Genomic DNA, 20,871 nt, shown 5'->3' on the forward strand with positions numbered 1-20,871 from the left:
GCCGTCATGTCCTCAGCAAGCTCAGCCGGCTGAGGAACCGTTCCGCATCCCGCGGCATGCCACCCCGCGTCGTCCACTCCTCGAACGGCAGGTCGGCCGTGACGTCGAGCCGGTGCTGCGCGTCGACGAGCACATCCACCAGGTACGCGAACCGCTGGAATCCCTGCTCGTCGATCTCCCCCGGCGCCGGCACGTCCGTCAGTTCCCAGCGCGTGTACCGGGACGCCAGCGCCACGTAGTCCGCCGCCGACAACGGCGCCTCGCACAGCTGCGCGAACGTCCCCGACAGCACGCCGCGCCCCGCATCCGCGGCACGCACCGGCACCGTCCGGCTCCCCAACACGACGACGTCGCCGCCCCAGCCGTCGTCACACCGGCCGGCCGTCCAGGCACCCGCAGCGAAGCCCCCGTCCGCGGAGCCGGCGACGCGATAGTCCGTGCCGGGCACCACCTCGACAACGGCGAGGTGCGCACGGATCTGCTCGATCGCCGGGAGCATGTGGTGATGGAAGAGCGGGTTGGGCAGCAGGTCCTCCGGCGCGTAGTTCGAGGTGACGACCAGGCCGATCCGCGCCCGGAGAAGGACGTCCAGCAGCCGGCGGATCAGTATGGCGTCTCCGACGTCGTGCACGTGGAATTCGTCGATGAAGAGGAGACGCGCCTCGCCGATGAGGCGGGCGATCGCGTCCGCCGCCGGTTCGGCGCGGGCGGCGACGGCCGCGTTGATCTCGGCGAGGAAGGAGTGCATGTGCACGCGGCGCTTGGGCCCCGGGGCTGCGGCGAAGCAGGCGTCGGCCATCCAGGTCTTGCCGCGACCGACCCCGCCGAACAGGTACACGCCGCGATCGTGGGCGGCGGTGAGTTGCATGACGGCGGAGCGCTGGCCGGGGTCGAGCGTTCGGCCGCCGACCTCGAGTCCAGCCGCCAGTTCCTCGGTGTCGACGCCGGGCCACAGGTTTGGGCGCCGCCCGGGCCACTGCATTCCGACTCCCTCCGCCGATTTCACCCTCTACTTCTCTAGAGTATGTAGACTACTCTACATCTACCGAGGAAGGGAACCGGAGCCATGGCGGGAACGGACCGGCGCGAGGCGATCGCCGAAGCGGTGCTCGAGCTCGTCTCCCACGGAGGGGCCCGCGCGCTCAGCCACGGCGCGATCGACACGCATCTGGGCCTGCCGCGCGGCTCGTCGTCGTACTACTTCCGGACCCGGACACACCTCATCGCCGCTGCTGCTGACCGGCTGATCGAGCGGTCGCGGGCGCAGTTCATCGCCCTGACCTCAACCATGCCCCCGGCGCCGGCCCCGCAGCAGGCCGCCGAGGTGATCGCCGGGTACACGGACCGGCTCGTGACGCGGCGCGTGGGCGAGGTGCGGGCGCGGTTCGCGCTGGCGCCGGAGGTTGACGATCCGGTGGTGCGCGAACATTTGACCCGCGCGTTCTTCTCGCCGGACGCGGCCGCCGCGCTGTGCGAAACGCTGGGGCACCCCGTCCCGCACACCACCGCCCGCGGGCTGCTCGCCTACTTGGAGGGTGTGGCCGCGCAGGCTGCACTCGGGGTCCCGGACGTGCGCGCCGACGTCCCCCTTCTCGAACGCCTGCTCACCCCGCCGGAGCCGCACTAGACTGCACGCGTGAGCGAGCAAGCCTCAATCGCGTTCGACGAGCTTCCCGCCCGCCAGCACCAGGCGGTAGTCGCACGCCTGGGCAACGGTCTCACTGTGCGTGGCGATGATGAACTTGCTGCCGCGGTCCTGCAGATCGGCGAAGAGGTCCAGAATGCCACGCTCGGTGGTCTCGTCGAGCGCGCCCGTCGGCTCGTCCGCCAGCACGACGTTCGGTCGCTTCGCCAGCGCCCGGGCGATCGCCACGCGCTGTGCCTCGCCTCCGGAGAGGTGCTGGACGCGCTTCTGTTCGAAACCGCTCAGCTGCACTTCGGCGAGGCATTGGGAGATCAGCGCCGACTTGTCGCCGCGCCCCGCGATGCCCAGGCGGACGTTCTGCGCAACGTTGCGGTCGTCGAGCAGGTCGTAGCTCTGAGTCACGAATCCGATGTGCTTCATCCGGAAGTCCGCCGACGCCTGAGAATTCTGCGGCACCAGGTCCTGACCGTGGTAGTACCGGCCCTCGTAGGCGACATCGAGCCCGGCAAGGACGCGCAGCAGAGTGCTCTTGCCGGATCCGCTGCGCCCCAGAATCGCAATGGAACGATCGCTCTCGAACATGGACAGGTCCAGCCCGTCGAAGAGGAGCCGACGCTGCCCGTTGGGCTCGCGGATGGACTTGGTGATGGATTCGAGCTGCAGCATCAGAGACTGGCCGCCTTTCCGGAGTCGACGTCGAGGCAACGCCTGAGGAGATAGTGCTGGTGGGCCGAGTCGAGAACCACCAGGAGGACAAAAACCCACAGCGCCGTGAACAGTGCTCCAGAACTGCTCGCCGGCACCATGCGCACGGCGACCGCAGTGGCGAGAAACGTCAGCCCGTAGCCGATCATCGAACTGCGCACGAACATCCGGCTGATCGCATGCTGGCTGCGACCGAGCCGCAAGAACACCAGCGTCTTATTGCGGCGTCGCCGCATGAGCTGCCAGTTCGCGAACCCGCTAGCCACCACGACGCCCAGGAAGAGCATGGCGCCGATGGCCTGAACAAGCGCAGCATTGCCCTGGATGACCGACTTCACCAGCGAGAACTGCACCAGGTACGTCGGCAAATTCAGCAGCGAGTACTGGTCGAAGCCGCTCGCTTCCGACGCGGCGGCGATTTCGCGGAGTACTTGATCAGCACTCAGCTCTTTCGGAGCAGCCACATTGGCGTTGATCATTTCGAAGTAGAGCATCCCGGCCAGAGACTGCTCGTCGGCGGCGAAGTCGCCTAGTACGGACGGGTAGGGAATCAGCACGTAGTGGTCCAAGTACTGGTTCAGCTCGCCCTGATAGTACATAGACGCACGCTCATCGAGGATGCCAGCAATCTCAAACTGTCTCGGCTCGAACCAGAGGTATCCGTCGATCAGATCACCCACCTCATAGAGGTCGGAGTAGCTGCTTCCGAGTAGGACCGGGACAGTTCCGCTGGAGTAGTCGACCGCGTCCCAGTCGAAGACCCGGCCTTCAGCGACCTCCAACCGGTAGAAGTCGAAAGCCGCTCGATTGATACTCATCGACTTCACGTCGAGGACAGTGTTTCCATCCGGACCCTCAAACGGGCCATTAACAGTCATCTCGTCGCCGTACCCGTGCTGGAAAGCGGTGTCACCCGGAAAGTCCCGGAGAGGCAGAGCGCTGGCGAACGCTGACAGCAGGTCGAACTCCTTGTTCGCGTTGAGTTCGTTGTAGAAATCGCCGAGCTGTTCGAGATTCTCCCGGGAATGCCGGAACTCGTCGAAGGCATCCGGCTCGGCCAGCATGTCGACGATCCCGTACATGTTCACGTCCGCGTCCTGGGAGAAACTCTGGTCAACGGCCGCATTGCTCGACGACGTGAAAGACGACACGTTGAAGACGGTCAACACCAGCAAGGCCCAGACCGCCGCCTTGCCACCCAGAATCGCCCAGTTGCGGCGCAGATCGAAGATCAGCTCCATGAGCGCACCCCCTTGCGCGGAACGACGGCCAGCACGAATACGACAACGACGATCGCCGCCAGTGCTGCTTCGATTCGGAGGACGTTGCCGACCGAGACCAGCGGATCACGTGCAAAGGCCACGATGAGGGCAGCAGGCAGCCCTGCCCCGACAGCGACACCCACGACCTGGCCCGCTGACCAGGCCGCCGTCCTGGCTCGCCGGTGTCCCAGCAGGTGGAGAACTTCGTGGCGCCGTCGCAGAAGGGTTGCCGCAAGCAAGCCCGTCATGGCCGCTCCGATCGTCACGATCGTGAACCCGAGGCCGAGCAGGATCGGTGAGACATAGTCGATATTCGTTCGCTTGTTTGTGGAACCGTCTATTGACGCGACTCCGTCCGCTCCGAAGGCGTCAACGTATCGCGCGTGCGCATCCGGCAGATCCACGACGACGTCGCCGAGGCCGCCGCTCGTGCGGTCGGGGTCGCTGATCAAGACGTCGGCTGAAAGCAGACTTTCCTCGTTGGTGCCGAGTCGGCCGGTCACCTCGTAGGACTCGCCGTCGTACTCGAAGTATTCAACACCGCCGCGTTCGACCACGGGAATCTCCGACCCGACGATCGCTTTGTCGTGCTCGCCTGAGGCGAAAACTCGGCCCTCGTACAGCGGCAGCGAAAGTCCGGATGCGTCTTCGATCAGCAGGTTCCGCACTCGGGCGTTGCCGGGGAGATGCACGTAAACACGTGCCTCCGGAGCGAGTTCGTGCGCATTGGCCGCGATCCGCTCGGCATCACCGCTCACCTGGATGCTCTCGGTCGAATAGAGCTTGTTGCCCTCGAGAGTGATGGCCTCCTGCTTCACGCTGTAGACCGTCAACGCGGACCCCAACAGCATGAACAGCACCAGCAGCGAGCCTGTGACCAGCCCGTTTCGATTATTCATCGTCCCCCATCGCCTGCTTCGACCATCGCGCAGACCCAGCAAGAGACAATACAGACCCCGCGACGCCGAACAGATTTCGACTCACCGGATTCGGGCGGGCGGGCCTAGACTGCACGCGTGAGCGAAGAATCCACAACGGCCGCCTACTCTGCGCGCGCCGACGAATACACGAGACTGCTCGGATCGATCGAGGACACCCACGCGCAAGACCGCGAGTTGATCGCCGCGTGGGCAGACACGGCGCCGGGGCTGATCGTCGATGCCGGCTGCGGCCCCGGGCACTGGGCCGGATGGCTGCACGGGCGCGGACAAGACGTCGTCGGGATCGACTTGGTGCCCGAGTTCGTCGCCGTCGCGCGGGAACGGTTCCCCCAGGTCCGCTTCGAGCGCTCCTCCCTGGCCGACGTCGCGACCGGCGAGCCGGCCGGCGGAATCCTCGCCTGGTACTCGCTCATCCACACACCACCGGAGGACGTACTCGACATCTTGGTCGGCTTCCACACGCGCCTCACGCCCGGAGGAACGGCGCTGCTCGGATTCTTCGAAGGTCCCAGCCGTCAGCAGTTTCACCACGCCGTGGCACCCGCCTATTACTGGTCTCTCGAGGAACTCTCCGCCCTGTTGCGCGAGGCCGGCTTCGCCGTCGGCGCCACGCACCGTCGCACCTCCGCCGAGCACCGCCCGCACGCCGCGATCCTCGCGCGCAGGCCCGCCCGATAGGCTGGCACCAGACTCCCGCCACACCAGTTCAGAGGATCCCCATGCAGCATTTCGACCTGATCATCATCGGTACCGGATCCGGCAACTCGATCCTCGACGAGCGCTTCCGCGGCAGGAAGGTCGCCCTCATCGAGCGCGACAAGTTCGGCGGAACGTGCCTGAACGTCGGCTGCATCCCCACCAAGATGCTCGTCTACACGGCCGACGTCGCGGCCACGCCCTCCCGCTCCAGCCGGCTCGGCGTCGACGAGACCCTCGACAACGTGCGCTGGTCCGACATCCGCGACCGCATCTTCGCCGACCGGATCGACCAGATAGCCGCCGGCGGACGCGACTACCGTCTGAACCACGAGGACAACGCCAACGTCACCGTCTTCGAAGGCGACGCCCGCTTCACGGGCCCGAAGCAGCTCACCGTCGCCCCGAACGACGGCGGCACGGCGACGACCATCACGGGCGACGAGATCGTGCTCGCCGCCGGCGGCCGGCCCTCCGTACCGGACATCGAAGGCCTGGCCGACGTCGACTTCCACACGAGCGACACCGTCATGCGCCTCGAGCGCCTGCCCGCATCCATGACGATCCTCGGCAGCGGCTTCATCGCCGCCGAGTTCGCGCACGTGTTCGCCGCGCTCGGCGTCGCTGTCACGCTCGTCGCCCGCTCCGGCGCACTGCTGCGCGCACAGGACGCGGAGGTCTCCGAGCGCTTCACCGAGATCGCGCGCGGCAGCTGGGACGTCCGGCTCAACACTGCCACCCGGAAGGTGGAGCAGTACGACGGCGGCATCCGTCTGCACGTCGAATCCCCTGATGGGCCGGGCGTCATCGAGTCCGAGGTCCTCCTCGTCGCGACCGGCCGGACTCCGAACACCGACCAACTCGACGTGGCCGCCGGCGGCCTCGAAACCGACGAGGCGGGGCTGCTGAAAGTCGACGAATTCCAGCGCGCAGTGGTCGGCGGCACCCGCGGCGAGAACGGCGCGGTGGCGGGCGGCGCCGTCGTGCCGGGCGTGTGGGCGCTCGGCGACATCTGCTCGCCGTACCAGCTCAAGCACGTGGCCAACCACGAACAGCGCGTGGTCCAGCACAACCTCGTCACCCCGGATGCGCTGGTGGCGTCCGACCACCGGTTCGTCCCGCACGCGGTCTTCAGCTCGCCGCAGGTCGCGTCCGTGGGACTGACGGAGGAGCAGGCCCGCGCGCGGGGGCTCGAGATCTCGGTCGCGCGGCAGGACTACGGCGGCATCGCCTACGGCTGGGCGATGGAGGACACCACCGGGTTCGCGAAGCTCCTCGCGGACAAGAACACCGGGATGCTGGTCGGCGCGCACATCATCGGGCCGCAGGCCTCGAGCCTGCTCCAGCCGCTCATCCAGGCGATGAGCTTCGGCCAGCCGGTGAAGAACCTGGCGCGCGGGCAGTACTGGATCCACCCGTCACTGCCGGAGCTGATCGAGAACGCCCTGCTCCAGCTGGACGCCTGATCCGGCGCGCTTGACCCGGCCAGTGAGGGCGGAGCCGGGTTCAGGCGGCGCGTGTGAGGAGCCGGGCCCGCACCCGGTGCAGGCCGGGCATGAGCGCGTAGATCACAATCGGGACCGCAACCGTCACCAGAACGAGGGTGCGGAGCACGGGGTGCAGTGCCTCGAGCCAGGCCCCGAAGACGAGGTTGATGATGGTGAGGGTAGGGAAGACCGCCACCCAGATCATCAGGGCCAGCTGATGTTTGTTCGGCGGCGGAACCGCCGGGGCGCGCGGCGAGCGCATCACTTGCCGGCCAGCTCGAAGGCCCCCACGGAGCTGAGCTTGCCGGCGAATTCGGGGGCCGCGGCGGCGAGCTCGGCTTCGGCGATCCGGCGGGTGCCGTCCACGTCCCCGTTGAGCACGGTCGGGGCAAACCGGACGTGCATGGCATCCTCGATGCCCACGAAGTTCAACCAGTCGGCGAAGAACGTGCTGCTGAAATCGTTGCCGAAGGCCGCGGGAACGCCAGGGGCGTACACACCGCTGGTGTGGACGGCCATGGCCTGCTTGCCCTCCATGAGGCCGCGATAGCCGCGTTCGGGATCGAAACCGAAGCTCCACCCGGGCTGGGTGATGATGTCGATCCACTGCTTCAGCACGTAGGGGACGCCGGCGTTCCACATGGGAATGTTGAAGACGTAGGCGTCCGCCGAGGCGAACTGGTCGAACACCGCGCGAGCAGATTCCCAGGCCGTGATCTGCTCCGGCGTCTGCTCCTGACCGGAGAAGACCGCCATCTTGGCGGCCGCCGCGGTCCGGCCGAACGCTGGCAGCGCGCCGTCGTCGAACAGATCCAGAGTCTCCACCTCGATTCCGTCCTGCCCCTCGGCGCGGACGGAATCGATGAAGAGCCGCGCCAGGCGCAGGGACTCGCTGCTGGCGAAGCGGGGAGAGGCGTTGACATGCAGAATGGCTGGCATTGGTGTCCTTCCGAAGATCGTTGACCGGCACCCGGTGTGCCCGCTGTCGATCCTGACGCAGTCGCGCTGACCTGGGAAGAACGCACTTTTCGGTGCCCGAGGCACCTCGAGGTGCCTCCCTCCCCACGTAGGCTGGTCCCACCACTCGAATGGATCGATCGGATCAGAAGGGCACCGGGACATGACCCTCACAGCCGAACAGAAGCGCCAGGCGGCCAAGGAGCGCTACAACGCGTCGCTGGAGCACTGTCCGGCGCGCCAACTCCTGGAGACGATCAGCAGCAAGTGGGTCGCGCTGATCCTGCTCGCGCTGGTCGACGGGCAGCAGCGGCACAGCGACCTCCGACGGCGGATTCCCGGAGCCAGCCAGAAGATGCTGACGTCAACCCTGCGCTCGCTGGAACGCGACGGGCTGATCGCGCGACACGTGACGGCTTCCGTTCCCGTGCGCACGGACTACGAGCTCACCGACCTCGGGCACTCGCTTCTGCGCGTCGTCACCGAAATGAAGGAGTGGGCCGAGGAGAACATGGACGACGTTGCGGCGTCCCGCATGGACCACGACCGGCACCGGCTCGAGTTCGACTAACCGCGCTTCCGCGCCCACAGGAGTAGTTGGACCGCGGCGACGAGAAGCGTCACGCCGAACACGATCGGCCAGCCGAAATCGAAGATGACCAGCGCCGGCACCGCGACGGCGAGTGCAACGACAGCCCAGACGAACGACGTCCAACGGCTCTGCTCCTCGTGGCTCCCCGACTCCCGGTAGTCTCGCTCGTCGACTTTCCTCATCGGCTGAATCATCGTCTGTTCACTCTTTCCGGATTCGGTCGGGAACGCGCCGCTTCGCCCTGGCATTCAGAGCTCGCGCTCGTAGGTCCACGGCAGGTCGGTGACGTCCAGGCGGTGGGTCCCGGCGGTCGGGGGCGCCCCGGGCAGGTGCGGGCCGTGGCCGGCGGCGGCGAGCTCGTCCTCCCAGCCCGCATCCCCGTGCCAGAGCACGTACTTCCGGCCGCCTTCGGCGAACTGTTGACTGCGGAAGGCCTCGAACTCCACTCCCGATCCCCCGCTGGCGCGCGCCTCGGCGGCGGCCACCGCGTCGGCGACCGTCGCCGAACCGGCAAGCGTTGCGAGTTCGTGCAACGTCACCCACGTCGGCGGGACCAGCAGCATCTCTCCGGCCCCATGGCGCGCGAGTGCGTCGGCCGGCGTCAGCCACTCGGCCTCAGCATGCTCTCCGGGACTGAGCCGGACGGGAGCGTCCGCACCCGCCGTGAGCGGAGCGAGGAAGTACCAGGCGCGCATGCGCTTCGGTGCGCCCACGGGCGGAACCCAGCAGGTCAACGGGACGAGGTTGCCGGAGTCCAGCAGCAGCCCGGTCTCCTCCTCCGTCTCGCGCACGGCCGCGGCACGGGCAGCCGCGCGCAACCCGGCCGGCACCTCGCGGACGGGCACGTCCGCACCCCAGGAGGCGGCGGCGTCGTGCCGGTACTCCTCCGAGGTGTCCTCGGGGTCGACGTAGCCGCCCGGGAACACCCAGGCTCCCGCGAACGAGCCGCGGTCCAGCCTGCGCAGCATGAGCACCTCGAGCCCTGCGGGCCCGTCACGTACGACGACGGCGCTCGCGGCGTCGCCGTCGACCCGGGTCGGCTCCGGGAAATCTTTCGTCATGTGGCCTCCTGCTGGAATGCTAGCGCGGTCGAGTGCGTTGAACGAGGCGCAGAGCTTGAACCTACAACCAATGAGGAGCTGTTCATGAAGATCGCAGTCTACGGAGCCACCGGCATGGTCGGAAGCCAGATCGTCGCCGAGGCGAAGAACCGCGGCCACGAGGTCACGGCCGTCTCCCGCAGCGGGGCCGAGGTGCCGGGCGCCGCGTCGTTCACGGCGGAGCTCGGCGACCTCGCCGCGTACCGCGAGCTGGGCGCCAGCCACGACGTCGTCGTGCTGTCCGTGCCGACCCCGCGCGACGGCAGCGACCACGCTCCGATCCGCGAGGCGCACGAGGCGATCGCCGAGACTCTCATCCCGGCCCGCGTGTTCGTGGTCGGCGGCGCTGGTGCGCTCGAGGTCGACGGCGTGCAGCTGCGCAACACCGACGGCTTCCCCGAGGCCTACAAGCCCGAGGCCGACAGCTTCGCCGAGATTCTGAACTACTACCAGGACTCCTCAGGCGTGAACTGGACGATGCTGGCCCCGGCCCCGATGATCGCCCCCGGCGAGCGCACGGGCGAGTACAAGGTCGGCGTGAACTCGCCGGTCGGCGACTCGGTCTCGACGCAGGACTTCGCCGTCGCCGTGCTCGACGAGCTGGAGTCCCCGAAGAACGAGAACCGCCGCTTCACCGTCGCCAACTGAGTCGACCAGCGGCGGGCGGCGCCGCAGCGTCGTCGTTCTGAGCGGTCGGATCGCGTTTCATCCGCCCAGAACGACGACGCAGGGCCGGGGTGGCGCATGCTGCCACCCCGGCCCTGCTCTAGCCGGACAGATCCGGGACCCCTAACATGGGCGGCATGCGGATCGACCGGGCCTCACGACACATCGCCGCCGGCGCCGACGCCGTCCTGTCGGCGTTCACCGAGCCAGCGGCGTTTCTCGCCTGGCTGCCGCCGGCCGGCATGAGCGGGCGGCTCGAGCGCTTCGACCCGCGCATCGGCGGCGGCTTCCGCATGGTGCTCACCTACGACGACCCGCCGGACGGTGGCGGCAAGTCGGGCGCGGACACCGACACCGCCGAAGCCCGCATCGCCGAGCTCGGCCCGCGGGGGATCGTCTGGCTCGTCGATTTCCCCTCCGATGACCCCGCCGCCTCCGGAACCATGACCATGGTCTGGTCCCTCACCCCGGACGACGCCGGCACGCTCGTGAGCGTCGAAGCCTCCGACGTCCCGGAGGCCATCGAGCCCGCCGCCCACGCTGAAGGTCTCGCGTCCTCGCTCGCGCAACTCGCGGCCGTCGTCGTACGGCCCGCCTGAGCCGGGCGTTAGCCCTAGCCGCCGAAACCGACCGGAACCGCGACGACCTGCTCCAGACTGCCGTCCATGGCGCTGTAGGTCAGGAACAGGACGGCGCCCTGCCCCGAACCGGGATCAGTAAAGGCGATGTCTCCGGAGAACGGCCCGAGGTCGGGTCCGCCGCTGCCCGTGACCGGCTCCTGCCCGAGCACGTCGCCGTCGACCCCGCGGACCTGCACCACCACGTTGCCCTCGAAGGCGACCGCCTCACCACCGACTGTCACCGGCGAGGAGATTGCCGCGCCCGAGACCGGCTCGGCGACCTGGATGTCAGGGGTCGTGGACCCGATGACGTACCAGGCGTCGTCGGACATCTGCCGGACGAGGACCGTGGTGACTCGATTGCCGCCGGCCGAAACCTCGAACTCGCCCGACCTGCTGTCGCCCTGCATGTAGTCGGAAATCTCCGGGGCGGCGAACTCCGCGTAGTCGGCGGTGAAGCCGCCCACCGCCGATTCGGGATCGACGAAGTCGCTCTCGCCCGGGGCGGGATAGACGACGGACGCCGCCTCCTCCGCGGGGAGCGATGCGGACGGCGCGTCCGTCGGCGTCACGCTCGGCTGAGGGGTCGCCGTGGCGGACGGCGAACCTGGCGTCGTGGTCTCCGCAGGGGCCGAACCGGTGCCGGTCGGGACACTCGGGTCGCCCGGGCTGCACGCACTGAGCAGCCCGATGCACACCGCCGCCACGGCGGCGGCTCCCGCGCGCGCTCTCGTAGTTCTCATGGTTCAAGGAAACCACCGCGCGACCGGGGGCAACAGGGGCGCCCGGATTCGATTCGGCCACGATCCGACGGCGATACGGTTACGCGCGCTCCCGCTATGCGCCCGCCGTCGGACTCTGCCGCGGCACCCGGCTGAAACCCGGGCGAATCCCAGCCAGCGGGCGTAACGTTCGAGACATGGGACCAGCACCGATCGTCGTGACCGGCGGGACAGGAACCCTGGGCCGCGCCGTCGTCTCCGAGCTCGAGCGCCGCGGGCGTCGCGTCCGCGTGCTCAGCCGCTCCCCCGCGCCCGGGGCCCTGCCCGCCGGCCGCGAGTGGGCCACAGCGGACCTGCTGGAGGGCGAGAGCGCCGACATCGGACGTGCCGTCTCCGGCTCGGAGACGGTCATTCACTGCGCCACCACGCTCAACGGGCCGCGAGACGTGACGGTGGCGCAGCAGATGATCGCGGCGTGCGCGGCCGCCGGAGTGCGGCACTTCGTGCTCGTCTCGATCGTCGGAATCGACCGCATCCCTTTGTCCTACTACCGGGGCAAGCTCGAGGTCGAGCGACTCGTCGCGGCGTCCGGCGTGCCGGCCACGATTCAGCGCGCCACGCAGTTCCACGACCTCGTCCGCTCCCTGTTTGCCCGACTGGCGCGGCTGCCGATCCTGTTGGTGCCGGACATGAACTTCCAGTCGGTCGACGTCGCCGATGTGGCCGCCCGGCTGGCCGACGTCGCCTGCCGCGGGCCCCAGGGCCGGGTTGCCGACTTCGGCGGACCGCGCATCGACTGCTCGGTCGACATGGCGCGGGAATTCGTGGCCACCTCAGGCCTGCGCCGCCGCGTCGTGCCGCTGCGGGTGCCCCGCTTCCTGCAGCAAGGGGCCGTGCGCGCGCTCGCGGACGGGGCGAACCTCGTCGGCGACGACGCCCCACGCGGCACGACGACGTTCGCGGACCACCTGGCGGCGCACCCCGACCCGGCCGCGCGCGAATACCGCGACGCGTAAAGCGCCGCAGGCCGCGTCCGGGGCAAGTCACAGCACGCCGACAAGGCCTCCACAGTCACCCCATAGACCCCGTCCCCAGACTTGAGAGCGAAGGCCTTCCCGCCTTCGAACCCTCAACAGGAAGGACCATGTCATGGACACCAACACCACCGGGAACAGCACCGAACCCCGCCGCTCGCGCGCGAAGATCCTCGGCGCGTCCACTGCCGTCGCCGTCGCCGGGCTGCTCGGGCTGGGCGTGATGTCGGCGAACGCCGCCGAGACCGGGGACCCCGCCGATTCGTCGGTCTCCGCGGAGGCGCCGGACCAGGGCGCCGAGGCCGGAGCGGAGTCGACGGCCCCGGAGGACGGAACCGGCGCCCAGCCCGATCGCGGCGAGCGCGACGGTTCCGGCGCGGGCTGCGACGACGCCGGCGGGCCCGCACCCGAGCAGAACGCCGAGTCGGATACCGATGCGGACACGGACGCGACGGCCGAGACCTCGCTCTTCACTACCACGTAGCCCCGGGCGGGCCCCGCCCTACCCGGTCGCGCGGAACCCGCGGGCCGCCGTCGTACCCCCTTTCCCCACGACGGCGGCCCGCCGGCATTTAATTCCCGGTGACCCCTTGCGCTTCGAACCTGCGCGGGCGTAACCTACAACCAAATGGTTGTACATCAGTTATCGAATGCAGAAGTGGACCGGATTTTCCGGGCCCTGGCGGACGCCACGCGGAGAGACATCGTGCGGCGGACGCTCACCGGCGAGGCCTCCGTCTCGGAGCTCGCCGGCGACTACGACATGTCGTTCGCGGCGGTCCAGAAGCACGTCGCCACCCTCGAGGCCGCCGGCCTCGTCACCAAATACCCGCGCGGCCGGGAGCGCATGGTCCGCGGAAAACCCGAGAACCTTCGGCAGGTACAGCAGCTGCTGTCGCACTTCGAGGAGCTCTGGCGCTCACGCGTCGGTCGCCTCGATGCACTTCTAGCCGAGGATCCAACACCGTAGGAGAAAGGCAAGACCATGCCCATCACCACCATCGATAAAGACGTGGACGCCCTCACGCTCACCGTCGTCGCCGACTTCCCGGCGCCCGTGCGGCGCTTGTGGGACGCCTATCAGGACCCCCGCCAGCTCGAGAAGTTCTGGGGCCCGCCCAGCTACCCCGCGACCTTCACCCGCCACGATGCCTACCCCGGCGGGCTGACCACCTATTACATGACCGGCCCCGAGGGCGATACGCACGGCGGCTACTGGGAGTGGCTCGCGATCGACGCCCCGAACTCCTTCGAAGTGCTCGACGGATTCCTCACCGACGACGGCGAACCGAATCTGGACATGCCACGGATCCGCATGACGTTCGCGTTCGAGGCCACCGACGCCGGTTCCCGGATGACCACAACGAGCCACTTCGCCTCTCGCGAGAACCTCGAAGAGCTCGTCGCGATGGGCATGATGGAGGGCATGAAAGAAGCGATGGGGCAGATCGACGCGGTCATCGCCGACCTGGAGGCCTTCGCCGCCGGCCGCGGGACCGACGCGCAGATCCTCTCCGACACGCAGGTGCGCATCTCGCGCGTGGTGCGCGGCGACGTCGAGCAGGTCTGGCGCGCGCACAACGAACCGGACCTGCTCAAGCGCTGGATGCTCGGCCCCGAGGGCTGGAGCATGCCGGTCTGCGAGGTGGCCTCCTCCGTCGGCGAGACATACCGCTACGAGTGGGAGAACGACGCAGACCAGCAGCGCTTTGGCTTCACCGGCGAGCTACTCGGGGCTGAGGCCCCGCACCGGATGGTCACGACGGAGGCCATGATCGGCAACGAGGGGACGGCGACCCGCAACGAGATGACGCTCACGCCGGTGGACGGCGGGACGCTCGTCAGCATGCTGATCACCTATCCCGACGCGGAGACCCGCGACATGATCCTGGCGACCGGCATGACCGACGGCATGGAGACCAGCTACGCCCGACTCGAACAGGCCGTCCTGACCGCCTGACGCACTCCGCGATCCCCACCGAAAGAGCCTGACCTGTTGACTTGAGCCGCACCATCCCGGCGCCCCCTTGGTCAACACGTCAGGCTCTCGTGGCGCGGGTGCCGGAAATAGTTCCGCACGGTCTGGATTGTTCCGCGCGGCAGTGGCAGTATGTGTCACGTGACACATACCAAGCATTCCTTTCAGAATTCCCCGTTCCACGACCTCGACGCGTTCATCGCGTTGCCGCGCCTGAGCGGGCTCGCCCTGAACGACGACGGCACGCGCCTCGTTTCCAGCCTCAGCACGCTGAACGAGGAGCGGACCGCCTACGTCAGCGCACTGTGGGAAATCGATCCCACGGGAGAGCGCCCTGCACGCCAGGTGTCCCGCGGCGCCGACGCAGGCAAGGGTGCGAAGGGCGAGTCGGCCCCGGCGTTCACCGCCGCCGGCGACCTGCTCTTCACCGCCGCCCGTCCGGGTACGGAGAACGAGGACAAGCCTGCCCTCTGGTCCCTGCCGGCCGGCGGCGGCGAGGCCCGCCTGCTCGCCGAGCACCCCGGCGGCATCGCGGCGGCGCGCACGACGGGGACGGACGTCGTCGTTCTGAAAGCTGACGCGACCCGCCGCGCGGGTGACCTGGCCGCGGAGGCCGAGGTGCAGAAGGGCCGCAAAGACAAGAAGGTCGCCGCGATCCTGCACGACGGCTACCCCGTGCGCTTCTGGGACCACGATCTGGGCCCGGCCACACCTCGCTACTATGCACTCGCGCTGAATTCTGACGGTGCTGCCGGCGAGCCGCTCCGCGAAGTCGGTACCGACACCCACGGGCGCCTGACCGAGACGGGATACGACGTCGCCCACGACGGCACGTTCCTCGTCACCGATTGGCACACACCCGAGGGCCGCGGCAGCATTCGGACCGATCTGGTCCGGATCGATGTCGCGACCGGAGCGACAACCGTGCTCCGGGCAGCCGACGACGAGCACGAGTACTCGGTCCAGGCGATCAGCCCTGCCGGATCGCACGTTGTCTTCACCCGCTGGGTCCGCTCGACTCCGGAGCTCCCCTCGCGCCAGGAGCTGCGTGTGCTGGACCTGGAATCCGGTGAGGACCAGCAGATCGCGGCTGTCTGGGACAGGTACCCGACGTCCGTGAAGTGGCTGCCGGACGCAAGCGGCCTGCTAATCACCGCCGACGAGGACGGCCGTTCACCCGTCTTCCACCTGGACCTGGCGACCGATGCGGTCACACGCCTGACGGAGGAAGGTGCGTTCACCGACGTCACGATCGCCCGCGACGGAACCGCCGCCTACGCCCTGCGCTCGAGCTACGAATTCCCAGCCGAGCCCGTGCGGCTCGATCTGACGCAGCTGGCCGAGGGCGTCGCGCCGCTGACCGCACTGCGCGGGCCCGCCGAGCGCCCGCAGCTGCCGGGCACGCTGACCGAAATCGAGACGATGGCCGACGACGGCACGCGCGTTCGCGCGTGGCTGGCGCTGCCGGAGGGCGCCTCCGACCAGAGCCCGGCGCCGCTGTTGCTGTGGATCCACGGCGGGCCGGTCGCCTCATGGAACGCATGGAGCTGGCGCTGGACGCCGTGGATCTTGGTGGCTGCCGGTTACGCAGTGCTGCTGCCGGACCCGGCGCTCTCGACGGGCTACGGGCAGTCGTTCATCGACCGCGGCTGGGGCGCGTGGGGCGATGCGCCCTACACCGACCTGATGGCGATCACCGACGCCGCCGAGGTACGCGATGACATCGACGAAACCCGCACCGCCGCGATGGGCGGCTCCTTCGGCGGCTACATGGCCAACTGGGTCGCCGGCCACACGGATCGATTCAAAGCGATCGTCACGCACGCGAGCCTGTGGGCGCTCGACGGATTCGGCCCCACGACGGACGCCTCCTTCTTCTGGGCCCGCGAGATGAGCGAAGAGATGCAGGAGGCCCACTCTCCGCACCGCTACGTCAGCGAGATCCGGACCCCGATGCTCGTGATCCACGGCGACAAGGACTACCGCGTACCGATCGGCGAGGGCCTGCGCCTCTGGTACGAGCTGCTATCCAAATCGGGGCTGCCGCAGGAGGCGGACGGCACCACCGCGCACCGGTTCCTGTACTTCCCGGACGAGAATCACTGGATCCTCACCCCGCAGCACGCGAAGATCTGGTACCAGGTGAACCTCGGCTTCCTCGCCGAGCGCGTCTTGGAGAAGGGGCCGCAGGAACTTCCGGAACTCCTCGGCTAAGCCAGCTTCAGCCGTCGAGTCGCGCGAGCTTGTCGGGGTTGGCGACGAACCGGATCGCCCGGACCCGGCCGGCTGCGGCCTCGACGTGCAGGACGTGGCTGCGGCCGTCGTAGACCAGCACGAGGGCCGGGGCGCCGTTGACGTTGCGCCACTCGACGGCGACGCCGCCCCGGTCCGCGAAGACTCCGACCAGGAACCGGGCCACACGGTCCGGGCCGAAGATCGGGTTGATGGCCGCCTTGACGCGCCCGCCGCCGTCGGACCACCACGTGACGTCGTCCGTCAGCAGTGAGACGGTGCGGTCGACGTCACCCGCGGATACCGCGTCCAGGAGTTCAGCCAGCAGCATCCGGACAGCTGCCGGCTCATGCGCGGGTTCCCTGTCGGGTTCGAGGCGCCGGGCCGCACGGGAGAGTACTTGGCGCACAGCCGCCGGAGTCGAGTCGAGAATCTCGGCGATCTGCGGCGAGCTCATCCCGAACCCGTTCTTCAGTACGTAGGCCGCGCGACCCTCCGGGGAGAGCTGCTCCATGAGGTGGAGCATGCCCAGAGAGAGCATCTCGCGATCCATTACCTCAGCGTCGGGCAGCCGGGCCGTGTCCACGGGTTCCGGCAGCCACGGCCCGATGTAGTCCTCGCGGCGCCGAGTGGCCGCCCGCAGCGCATCGATCGACCGGCGCGTCACGAGCGTCGTCAAGAAGGCCGGCCACGAGCGGACGACGTCTTGGTCGGGCCTGCTCATGCGCGCCACTTGCTCGCCCACCTCGGCCAAAACGTCCTCCGCATCAGCCAAGCCGCCCAGCATCTGGTACGCCAGCCCGAGCAATCGCGGACGTTCGTCGGCCCATGCCCGCACTCCGGGGGCGGGCGGGGCGTATGACGTCACGCCATCGGTTCGAGCCGCGTCGTTATGGCTATCCGGTTCCACACGTTGATCGTAGCGATCGCCAGCACCAGCTCCCCCACCTCGCCCTCCGGGAAATGCAGCATCGCTTCGTCCCACACGTCGTCGGGCACTCCCTCGGGTGCGAGCCGCGTCACCGCGTCCGTAAGCCGCAGGACGGCCCGCTCGCGGTCGTCGAAGTGCGGCGATTCGTGCCACGCCGCCACACCGAAGAGCTTGGCCGCCGGCGTACCGCGCTCGAGCCCGTCGCGAGAGTGCATGTCCGTGCAGAAGGAACACCCATTGAGAATCGACGCCCGCAGCTTCACGATCTCGTAGAGATCTTCAGGGACGGCGCTCCGCACGTGCTCCTCGAGACCGCGCGCAGCCGCATAGCCAGCCCGGTTGGCGGAGAACATATTCATTCGTGTCATCTTCGCTCCATCGTCGTCGTCTGACGCCGGGCGATTTCCGGCGTCACCAATCTGTCGATGGGGGATGCGAAAGTGTGACGGCCGGAGCCAACATTCTCGGCATAGACGACCTCGGACACCACGGGTGACCCGCCTCACATCCTAAGTTATGGACAATAGTGTTCAGAACGGCCTAGCATCGAGACATGGCACGCCCCCGCGCATTCGAACCCGACGACGTCCTGGACAAGGCCCTCGAGGTCTTCAGTCACCAGGGCTTCACCGCAACGAGCACCCAACAGCTGTGCGACGCCACGGACCTGAGCCGTTCGAGTTTCTACAACGCGTTCGAGAGCAAGGAGATCCTGCTCATGCGAACGCTCGAGCGATACGCGCTGCTCCGGCAGGACGACTACCGCCAGACACTGGACTGCGACGGGACCGGTCGCGAGATCATCGACGGCCTCATCGCCGACCTGATCACCCTGCAGTTCGCCACGGCAGAGCGGGAATCATGCTTCATCCTCCGCCTCGCCGGCGAACTCGGAATGAAGCACGAGGCCGTCGGCCACCTCCTGCGGCGCTCGCTGCGCGACTCCCGCACCATGCTCGAGGAGCTCGTCCGCCGCGGCCAACGCGACGGCAGCATCACCAACTGCGCACCCGCGCGCGACCTCGCCGCGCTCGTCGACGCCACCGTAGCCGGACTGCAAACCCTCGGTCGAACGGCGCTCGACGACGCCGACTCGCGCCGCATCCACGCCACGCTCATGGCGCTGCTGTGACCGCGGCAGGCCCCCACATACTGAACAGATACGTACAAAACCATGGAGGACAATCATGAGCACGTCACGAACTGACGGGCGCATGCCCCTCGGCATCCTCATCCTGACGCTCGGCATCTTCTCGCTTGGGACCAGTGAATTCATGATGGCCGGCATTCTGGAGATGTTCGCCGGCGAACTCGGGATCTCGATCCCGGACGCGGGCCTGTCGATCACCGTCTTCGCGATCGGGATGTTCGTTAGCGCCCCGATCGTTTCCGCGCTGACCATCACCCTTCCACCGAAGTCCACCCTCCTGACCGCCATGAGCGTCTTCACGGCCGCCCACTTCGCGACGGCCCTCACCGAGGACTACCGCGTCATTCTGGCTCTTCGCCTCGTCTCGGCAATCGCGTGCGCGGCGTTCTGGGCCATCGGCACCGTCGTAGCCGTGCGCATGGTGCCGGCCGCCTACTCGGGTCGGGCGATCGCCACCCTCGTCGGCGGCATCACCCTGGCGAACGTCCTCGGCATTCCGCTGGGCTCCTTTGTCGGACACCTCTGGGGGTGGCAGGCGGTCTTCGTGACCGTCGGCATCTTCTCGGCCATCGGTCTGGTCCTCACGGCACTCTTCGTCGACGGGGAGCACACGCCCTCCACGGAGCCCCTGGGCCGGATCCTCCGCCGCGAGATCGTCATCTTCAAGCGGCTGCCCCTGCTCGTCGCACTGGGGACCACCGTGCTGTTCCAATCAGCCGTCTTCACCACCCTGTCGTACATCACTCCCATGCTCACCCAGGTCGCAGGGCTCCCCGAGCACCTTGTGAGCGTTGCGATGCTCATGTTCGGTGTCGGCACTCTCATCGGGGTGATGATCGGCGGCCGCTACGCGCACGTGAACATGCTCGGCAACATCTTCCTGAGCCTGGCCGGCATGCTCGTCTCACTCGCCCTGATGTGGCTATTCTCCGGGTGGGCGCCCGGCTTCCTGGGCGCGTTCGTCCTGTTCGGCATCGCGTCGTTCTCGATTGCGGGAGCCCTCAACGGACGCGTCTTCCAGATCGCCAGCGACTCGCAGGTACTGGTCGCCGGCTTCAACGTGGCCGCCTTCAACATCGGCAATACGATCGGCCCGACGGTCGGCGCCCTGCTGATCAGCGCAGGGATGGGCTATCTGTCGCCTCTCGCCGGTTCAGCCGCACTCGGTCTCGGCGCCGTCGGATTCGCCACCTGGGCATGGGTCTTGCAGCGCCGGTCCAAGCAGGCTGAACTCCACGAGACCAGCCAGGAGCAACTCTCCCGCGTTTGACCGGCAACGCCGACGACGCGTGCGAGGTCTCAGTCCACACTCTCCATGAGCGTCAGCAGCTGCAGGTACCGCTCCGTCCCCATGAACTCGGCGATCTGCGCGTCATCGGGATCCTCCACGGTTTCGCCGTCAAGCTGCAGGAACTCGGCAGTGGAGACGAAGTACGCCCAGTCGTCGTCGGTCTGCATGAATCCCAGCGGGGAGCGCAGCTCCGTCAGCCACGCCTCCGCCTGCTCCGGATCAAGGATGCCGACCTGGAACTTCCGCACGTTCTCGGTCGCGTCCTCGGAGGGCTCGGTCGCCACGGTCAGCAGGATCTGGTCGGCGTCGGCGTCCGTGTCGACGGCGATCCGGCCCAGCTCGTCGACCGCGCTGACGAGGATGGGCCCGTCGGCGTCACCCTCGAAGGGCTCCGGCGTGAACTGCGCGACGACGCCCCCTTCCTCGTCGACAACGTCCATGAGCCAGGACGCCGCCGGACCCGCCGAGGTGACGACGTCCCACTCAGGCGGGTACTCGAACTCGACGAAGCCGTTGTCGAACTCCTGCCAGTCATAGGTCTCGAGCAGATCGTCTTCGGTGATCTCTGGGATCTCCGGCTGTTCGGTCTCGGGGGAGCTCGACGGGTCGGGCGATTCGGACGTCGGGGAAGGTGCCGCGCTCGGCGACTGCACGGGTTCGCCCGTGTCTGTCGGTGTCGGCTCCGCCTGTCCTCCGGTGCAGCCCGCGAGCAGCGCGCCGGTCGCCGCCAGCACGACGACGGCACTCGCGCCCCGCGTCCGGGCGCGTCCGGGCCGCGCACTCCGGGGGTGTTGAGTTGCCTCGCCGCGTGTCATGCCTTCCTCCGATTGCCTCGTGGACCCGGTCGGCGAACGTCCTCGTC

At 68.3% G+C, this 20,871-nt stretch carries 25 protein-coding genes; 13 read left to right on the forward strand and 12 right to left on the reverse strand.

Translation table 11 applies throughout. The annotated features are described in order from the left end of the window. Positions 1 to 4: 4 nt before the first annotated feature. Positions 5 to 982 (reverse strand): cell division protein ZapE, encoded by a 978-nt coding sequence (gene zapE, locus EV380_RS12520; protein ID WP_130451430.1) that lies wholly within the window; start codon positions 980 to 982, stop codon positions 5 to 7. 84 nt (positions 983 to 1,066) lie between these two features. On the opposite strand from zapE, the gene EV380_RS12525 reads away from it, so the two are divergent. Beyond that, positions 1,067 to 1,627: a TetR/AcrR family transcriptional regulator gene (locus EV380_RS12525; protein WP_130451431.1), complete on the forward strand. Its 561-nt coding sequence runs from the start codon at positions 1,067 to 1,069 to the stop codon at positions 1,625 to 1,627. Positions 1,628 to 1,651: 24 nt separating this feature from the next. Here the strand turns inward: EV380_RS12525 and EV380_RS12530 are convergent, their stop codons facing one another. The 3 genes from EV380_RS12530 to EV380_RS12540 are packed head-to-tail and all read right to left on the reverse strand — an operon-like array spanning position 1,652 to position 4,553. After that, positions 1,652 to 2,311: an ABC transporter ATP-binding protein gene (locus EV380_RS12530; protein WP_130451432.1), complete on the reverse strand. Its 660-nt coding sequence runs from the start codon at positions 2,309 to 2,311 to the stop codon at positions 1,652 to 1,654. Then, on the reverse strand, positions 2,311 to 3,591 hold the full coding sequence (locus EV380_RS12535) for an ABC transporter permease (protein ID WP_130451433.1): 1,281 nt from the start codon (positions 3,589 to 3,591) through the stop codon (positions 2,311 to 2,313). Before EV380_RS12535 ends, EV380_RS12530 begins: the two co-directional genes overlap by 1 nt. Beyond that, a complete protein-coding gene (locus tag EV380_RS12540) occupies positions 3,582 to 4,553 on the reverse strand; it encodes a hypothetical protein (RefSeq protein ID WP_130451434.1) in 972 nt (323 codons plus the stop codon). Before EV380_RS12540 ends, EV380_RS12535 begins: the two co-directional genes overlap by 10 nt. A gap of 75 nt (positions 4,554 to 4,628) precedes the next feature. Between EV380_RS12540 and EV380_RS12545 the strand changes: the two genes are divergently transcribed. Next, positions 4,629 to 5,231: a class I SAM-dependent methyltransferase gene (locus EV380_RS12545; protein ID WP_130451435.1), complete on the forward strand. Its 603-nt coding sequence runs from the start codon at positions 4,629 to 4,631 to the stop codon at positions 5,229 to 5,231. 41 nt (positions 5,232 to 5,272) lie between these two features. After that, a complete protein-coding gene (locus EV380_RS12550; protein ID WP_130451436.1) occupies positions 5,273 to 6,715 on the forward strand; it encodes a mycothione reductase in 1,443 nt (480 codons plus the stop codon). 40 nt (positions 6,716 to 6,755) lie between these two features. On the opposite strand, the gene EV380_RS12555 is transcribed toward EV380_RS12550, so the two are convergent. Next, on the reverse strand, positions 6,756 to 6,941 hold the full coding sequence (locus tag EV380_RS12555) for a putative antibiotic biosynthesis monooxygenase (protein ID WP_207219419.1): 186 nt from the start codon (positions 6,939 to 6,941) through the stop codon (positions 6,756 to 6,758). A gap of 56 nt (positions 6,942 to 6,997) precedes the next feature. Continuing rightward, positions 6,998 to 7,675, reverse strand: a complete 678-nt coding sequence (locus EV380_RS12560; protein ID WP_130451438.1) for an FMN-dependent NADH-azoreductase — start codon at positions 7,673 to 7,675, stop codon at positions 6,998 to 7,000. A gap of 181 nt (positions 7,676 to 7,856) precedes the next feature. Between EV380_RS12560 and EV380_RS12565 the strand changes: the two genes are divergently transcribed. Continuing rightward, on the forward strand, positions 7,857 to 8,264 hold the full coding sequence (locus EV380_RS12565) for a winged helix-turn-helix transcriptional regulator (protein WP_130451439.1): 408 nt from the start codon (positions 7,857 to 7,859) through the stop codon (positions 8,262 to 8,264). Here the strand turns inward: EV380_RS12565 and EV380_RS12570 are convergent. Together EV380_RS12570 and EV380_RS12575 are read right to left on the reverse strand one after the other, a co-directional pair. Further along, positions 8,261 to 8,467, reverse strand: coding sequence for a hypothetical protein (locus EV380_RS12570; RefSeq protein WP_130451440.1), 207 nt, complete (start codon positions 8,465 to 8,467; stop codon positions 8,261 to 8,263). The genes EV380_RS12565 and EV380_RS12570 overlap by 4 nt on opposite strands. A 66-nt stretch (positions 8,468 to 8,533) precedes the next feature. After that, positions 8,534 to 9,346: an NUDIX hydrolase gene (locus tag EV380_RS12575; protein ID WP_130451441.1), complete on the reverse strand. Its 813-nt coding sequence runs from the start codon at positions 9,344 to 9,346 to the stop codon at positions 8,534 to 8,536. A gap of 84 nt (positions 9,347 to 9,430) precedes the next feature. On the opposite strand from EV380_RS12575, the gene EV380_RS12580 reads away from it, so the two are divergent. Together EV380_RS12580 and EV380_RS12585 are read left to right on the forward strand one after the other, a co-directional pair. Continuing rightward, on the forward strand, positions 9,431 to 10,033 hold the full coding sequence (locus tag EV380_RS12580) for an NAD(P)-dependent oxidoreductase (protein ID WP_130451442.1): 603 nt from the start codon (positions 9,431 to 9,433) through the stop codon (positions 10,031 to 10,033). Between the two features lie 155 nt (positions 10,034 to 10,188). Continuing rightward, positions 10,189 to 10,650 (forward strand): SRPBCC domain-containing protein, encoded by a 462-nt coding sequence (locus EV380_RS12585; RefSeq protein ID WP_130451443.1) that lies wholly within the window; start codon positions 10,189 to 10,191, stop codon positions 10,648 to 10,650. Between the two features lie 14 nt (positions 10,651 to 10,664). On the opposite strand, the gene EV380_RS12590 is transcribed toward EV380_RS12585, so the two are convergent. Further along, positions 10,665 to 11,414, reverse strand: coding sequence for a Gmad2 immunoglobulin-like domain-containing protein (locus tag EV380_RS12590; protein WP_130451444.1), 750 nt, complete (start codon positions 11,412 to 11,414; stop codon positions 10,665 to 10,667). Positions 11,415 to 11,590: 176 nt separating this feature from the next. Here EV380_RS12590 and EV380_RS12595 point away from each other — a divergent pair, with 176 nt between their 5' ends. The 5 genes from EV380_RS12595 to EV380_RS12615 all read left to right on the forward strand — a co-directional run bounded on the left by EV380_RS12595 (position 11,591) and on the right by EV380_RS12615 (position 16,619). Then, positions 11,591 to 12,409, forward strand: coding sequence for an SDR family oxidoreductase (locus EV380_RS12595; RefSeq protein WP_130451445.1), 819 nt, complete (start codon positions 11,591 to 11,593; stop codon positions 12,407 to 12,409). Between the two features lie 133 nt (positions 12,410 to 12,542). Beyond that, positions 12,543 to 12,911, forward strand: a complete 369-nt coding sequence (locus EV380_RS12600) for a hypothetical protein (RefSeq protein ID WP_130451446.1) — start codon at positions 12,543 to 12,545, stop codon at positions 12,909 to 12,911. A 144-nt stretch (positions 12,912 to 13,055) separates the two neighbouring features. Then, positions 13,056 to 13,397, forward strand: a complete 342-nt coding sequence (locus tag EV380_RS12605; RefSeq protein WP_130451447.1) for an ArsR/SmtB family transcription factor — start codon at positions 13,056 to 13,058, stop codon at positions 13,395 to 13,397. Between the two features lie 15 nt (positions 13,398 to 13,412). Beyond that, complete coding sequence (locus tag EV380_RS12610; RefSeq protein ID WP_130451448.1) at positions 13,413 to 14,387, forward strand: SRPBCC family protein; 975 nt, start codon at positions 13,413 to 13,415, stop codon at positions 14,385 to 14,387. Between the two features lie 150 nt (positions 14,388 to 14,537). Further along, positions 14,538 to 16,619 carry an alpha/beta fold hydrolase gene (locus EV380_RS12615; protein WP_130451449.1) on the forward strand — a complete coding sequence of 694 codons (2,082 nt, stop codon included), beginning with the start codon at positions 14,538 to 14,540 and terminating at the stop codon, positions 16,617 to 16,619. 7 nt (positions 16,620 to 16,626) lie between these two features. Here the strand turns inward: EV380_RS12615 and EV380_RS12620 are convergent, their stop codons facing one another. Both EV380_RS12620 and EV380_RS12625 read right to left on the reverse strand, forming a co-directional pair. After that, entirely contained in the window at positions 16,627 to 17,505 is an 879-nt protein-coding gene (locus EV380_RS12620) for a sigma factor-like helix-turn-helix DNA-binding protein (RefSeq protein WP_242607611.1), read from the reverse strand. Next, complete coding sequence (locus EV380_RS12625; RefSeq protein WP_130451450.1) at positions 17,502 to 17,936, reverse strand: carboxymuconolactone decarboxylase family protein; 435 nt, start codon at positions 17,934 to 17,936, stop codon at positions 17,502 to 17,504. Before EV380_RS12625 ends, EV380_RS12620 begins: the two co-directional genes overlap by 4 nt. A 185-nt stretch (positions 17,937 to 18,121) precedes the next feature. Between EV380_RS12625 and EV380_RS12630 the strand changes: the two genes are divergently transcribed. Next, positions 18,122 to 18,700, forward strand: coding sequence for a TetR/AcrR family transcriptional regulator (locus EV380_RS12630; protein ID WP_102158889.1), 579 nt, complete (start codon positions 18,122 to 18,124; stop codon positions 18,698 to 18,700). 55 nt (positions 18,701 to 18,755) lie between these two features. Next, positions 18,756 to 19,988, forward strand: coding sequence for an MFS transporter (locus EV380_RS12635; RefSeq protein ID WP_130451451.1), 1,233 nt, complete (start codon positions 18,756 to 18,758; stop codon positions 19,986 to 19,988). A 29-nt stretch (positions 19,989 to 20,017) separates the two neighbouring features. Here the strand turns inward: EV380_RS12635 and EV380_RS12640 are convergent, their stop codons facing one another. Next, a complete protein-coding gene (locus EV380_RS12640; RefSeq protein WP_130451452.1) occupies positions 20,018 to 20,824 on the reverse strand; it encodes a hypothetical protein in 807 nt (268 codons plus the stop codon). Between the last annotated feature and the right edge of the window lie 47 nt (positions 20,825 to 20,871).

The sequence above is a fragment of the Zhihengliuella halotolerans genome (assembly GCF_004217565.1).
Classification (GTDB): domain Bacteria; phylum Actinomycetota; class Actinomycetes; order Actinomycetales; family Micrococcaceae; genus Zhihengliuella; species Zhihengliuella halotolerans.

Bases quoted from the DNA above. Each gene is read 5' to 3' on its own strand.
- zapE (WP_130451430.1), bottom strand. From the start codon at position 982: ATGCAGTGGCCCGGGCGGCGCCCAAACCTGTGGCCCGGCGTCGACACC.
- EV380_RS12525 (WP_130451431.1), top strand. From the start codon at position 1,067: ATGGCGGGAACGGACCGGCGCGAGGCGATCGCCGAAGCGGTGCTCGAG.
- EV380_RS12530 (WP_130451432.1), bottom strand. From the start codon at position 2,311: ATGCTGCAGCTCGAATCCATCACCAAGTCCATCCGCGAGCCCAACGGG.
- EV380_RS12535 (WP_130451433.1), bottom strand. From the start codon at position 3,591: ATGGAGCTGATCTTCGATCTGCGCCGCAACTGGGCGATTCTGGGTGGC.
- EV380_RS12550 (WP_130451436.1), top strand. From the start codon at position 5,273: ATGCAGCATTTCGACCTGATCATCATCGGTACCGGATCCGGCAACTCG.
- EV380_RS12555 (WP_207219419.1), bottom strand. From the start codon at position 6,941: ATGATCTGGGTGGCGGTCTTCCCTACCCTCACCATCATCAACCTCGTC.
- EV380_RS12560 (WP_130451438.1), bottom strand. From the start codon at position 7,675: ATGCCAGCCATTCTGCATGTCAACGCCTCTCCCCGCTTCGCCAGCAGC.
- EV380_RS12565 (WP_130451439.1), top strand. From the start codon at position 7,857: ATGACCCTCACAGCCGAACAGAAGCGCCAGGCGGCCAAGGAGCGCTAC.
- EV380_RS12570 (WP_130451440.1), bottom strand. From the start codon at position 8,467: ATGAGGAAAGTCGACGAGCGAGACTACCGGGAGTCGGGGAGCCACGAG.
- EV380_RS12575 (WP_130451441.1), bottom strand. From the start codon at position 9,346: ATGACGAAAGATTTCCCGGAGCCGACCCGGGTCGACGGCGACGCCGCG.
- EV380_RS12580 (WP_130451442.1), top strand. From the start codon at position 9,431: ATGAAGATCGCAGTCTACGGAGCCACCGGCATGGTCGGAAGCCAGATC.
- EV380_RS12585 (WP_130451443.1), top strand. From the start codon at position 10,189: ATGCGGATCGACCGGGCCTCACGACACATCGCCGCCGGCGCCGACGCC.
- EV380_RS12590 (WP_130451444.1), bottom strand. From the start codon at position 11,414: ATGAGAACTACGAGAGCGCGCGCGGGAGCCGCCGCCGTGGCGGCGGTG.
- EV380_RS12595 (WP_130451445.1), top strand. From the start codon at position 11,591: ATGGGACCAGCACCGATCGTCGTGACCGGCGGGACAGGAACCCTGGGC.
- EV380_RS12600 (WP_130451446.1), top strand. From the start codon at position 12,543: ATGGACACCAACACCACCGGGAACAGCACCGAACCCCGCCGCTCGCGC.
- EV380_RS12605 (WP_130451447.1), top strand. From the start codon at position 13,056: ATGGTTGTACATCAGTTATCGAATGCAGAAGTGGACCGGATTTTCCGG.
- EV380_RS12610 (WP_130451448.1), top strand. From the start codon at position 13,413: ATGCCCATCACCACCATCGATAAAGACGTGGACGCCCTCACGCTCACC.
- EV380_RS12615 (WP_130451449.1), top strand. From the start codon at position 14,538: ATGTGTCACGTGACACATACCAAGCATTCCTTTCAGAATTCCCCGTTC.
- EV380_RS12625 (WP_130451450.1), bottom strand. From the start codon at position 17,936: ATGACACGAATGAATATGTTCTCCGCCAACCGGGCTGGCTATGCGGCT.
- EV380_RS12630 (WP_102158889.1), top strand. From the start codon at position 18,122: ATGGCACGCCCCCGCGCATTCGAACCCGACGACGTCCTGGACAAGGCC.
- EV380_RS12635 (WP_130451451.1), top strand. From the start codon at position 18,756: ATGAGCACGTCACGAACTGACGGGCGCATGCCCCTCGGCATCCTCATC.
- EV380_RS12640 (WP_130451452.1), bottom strand. From the start codon at position 20,824: ATGACACGCGGCGAGGCAACTCAACACCCCCGGAGTGCGCGGCCCGGA.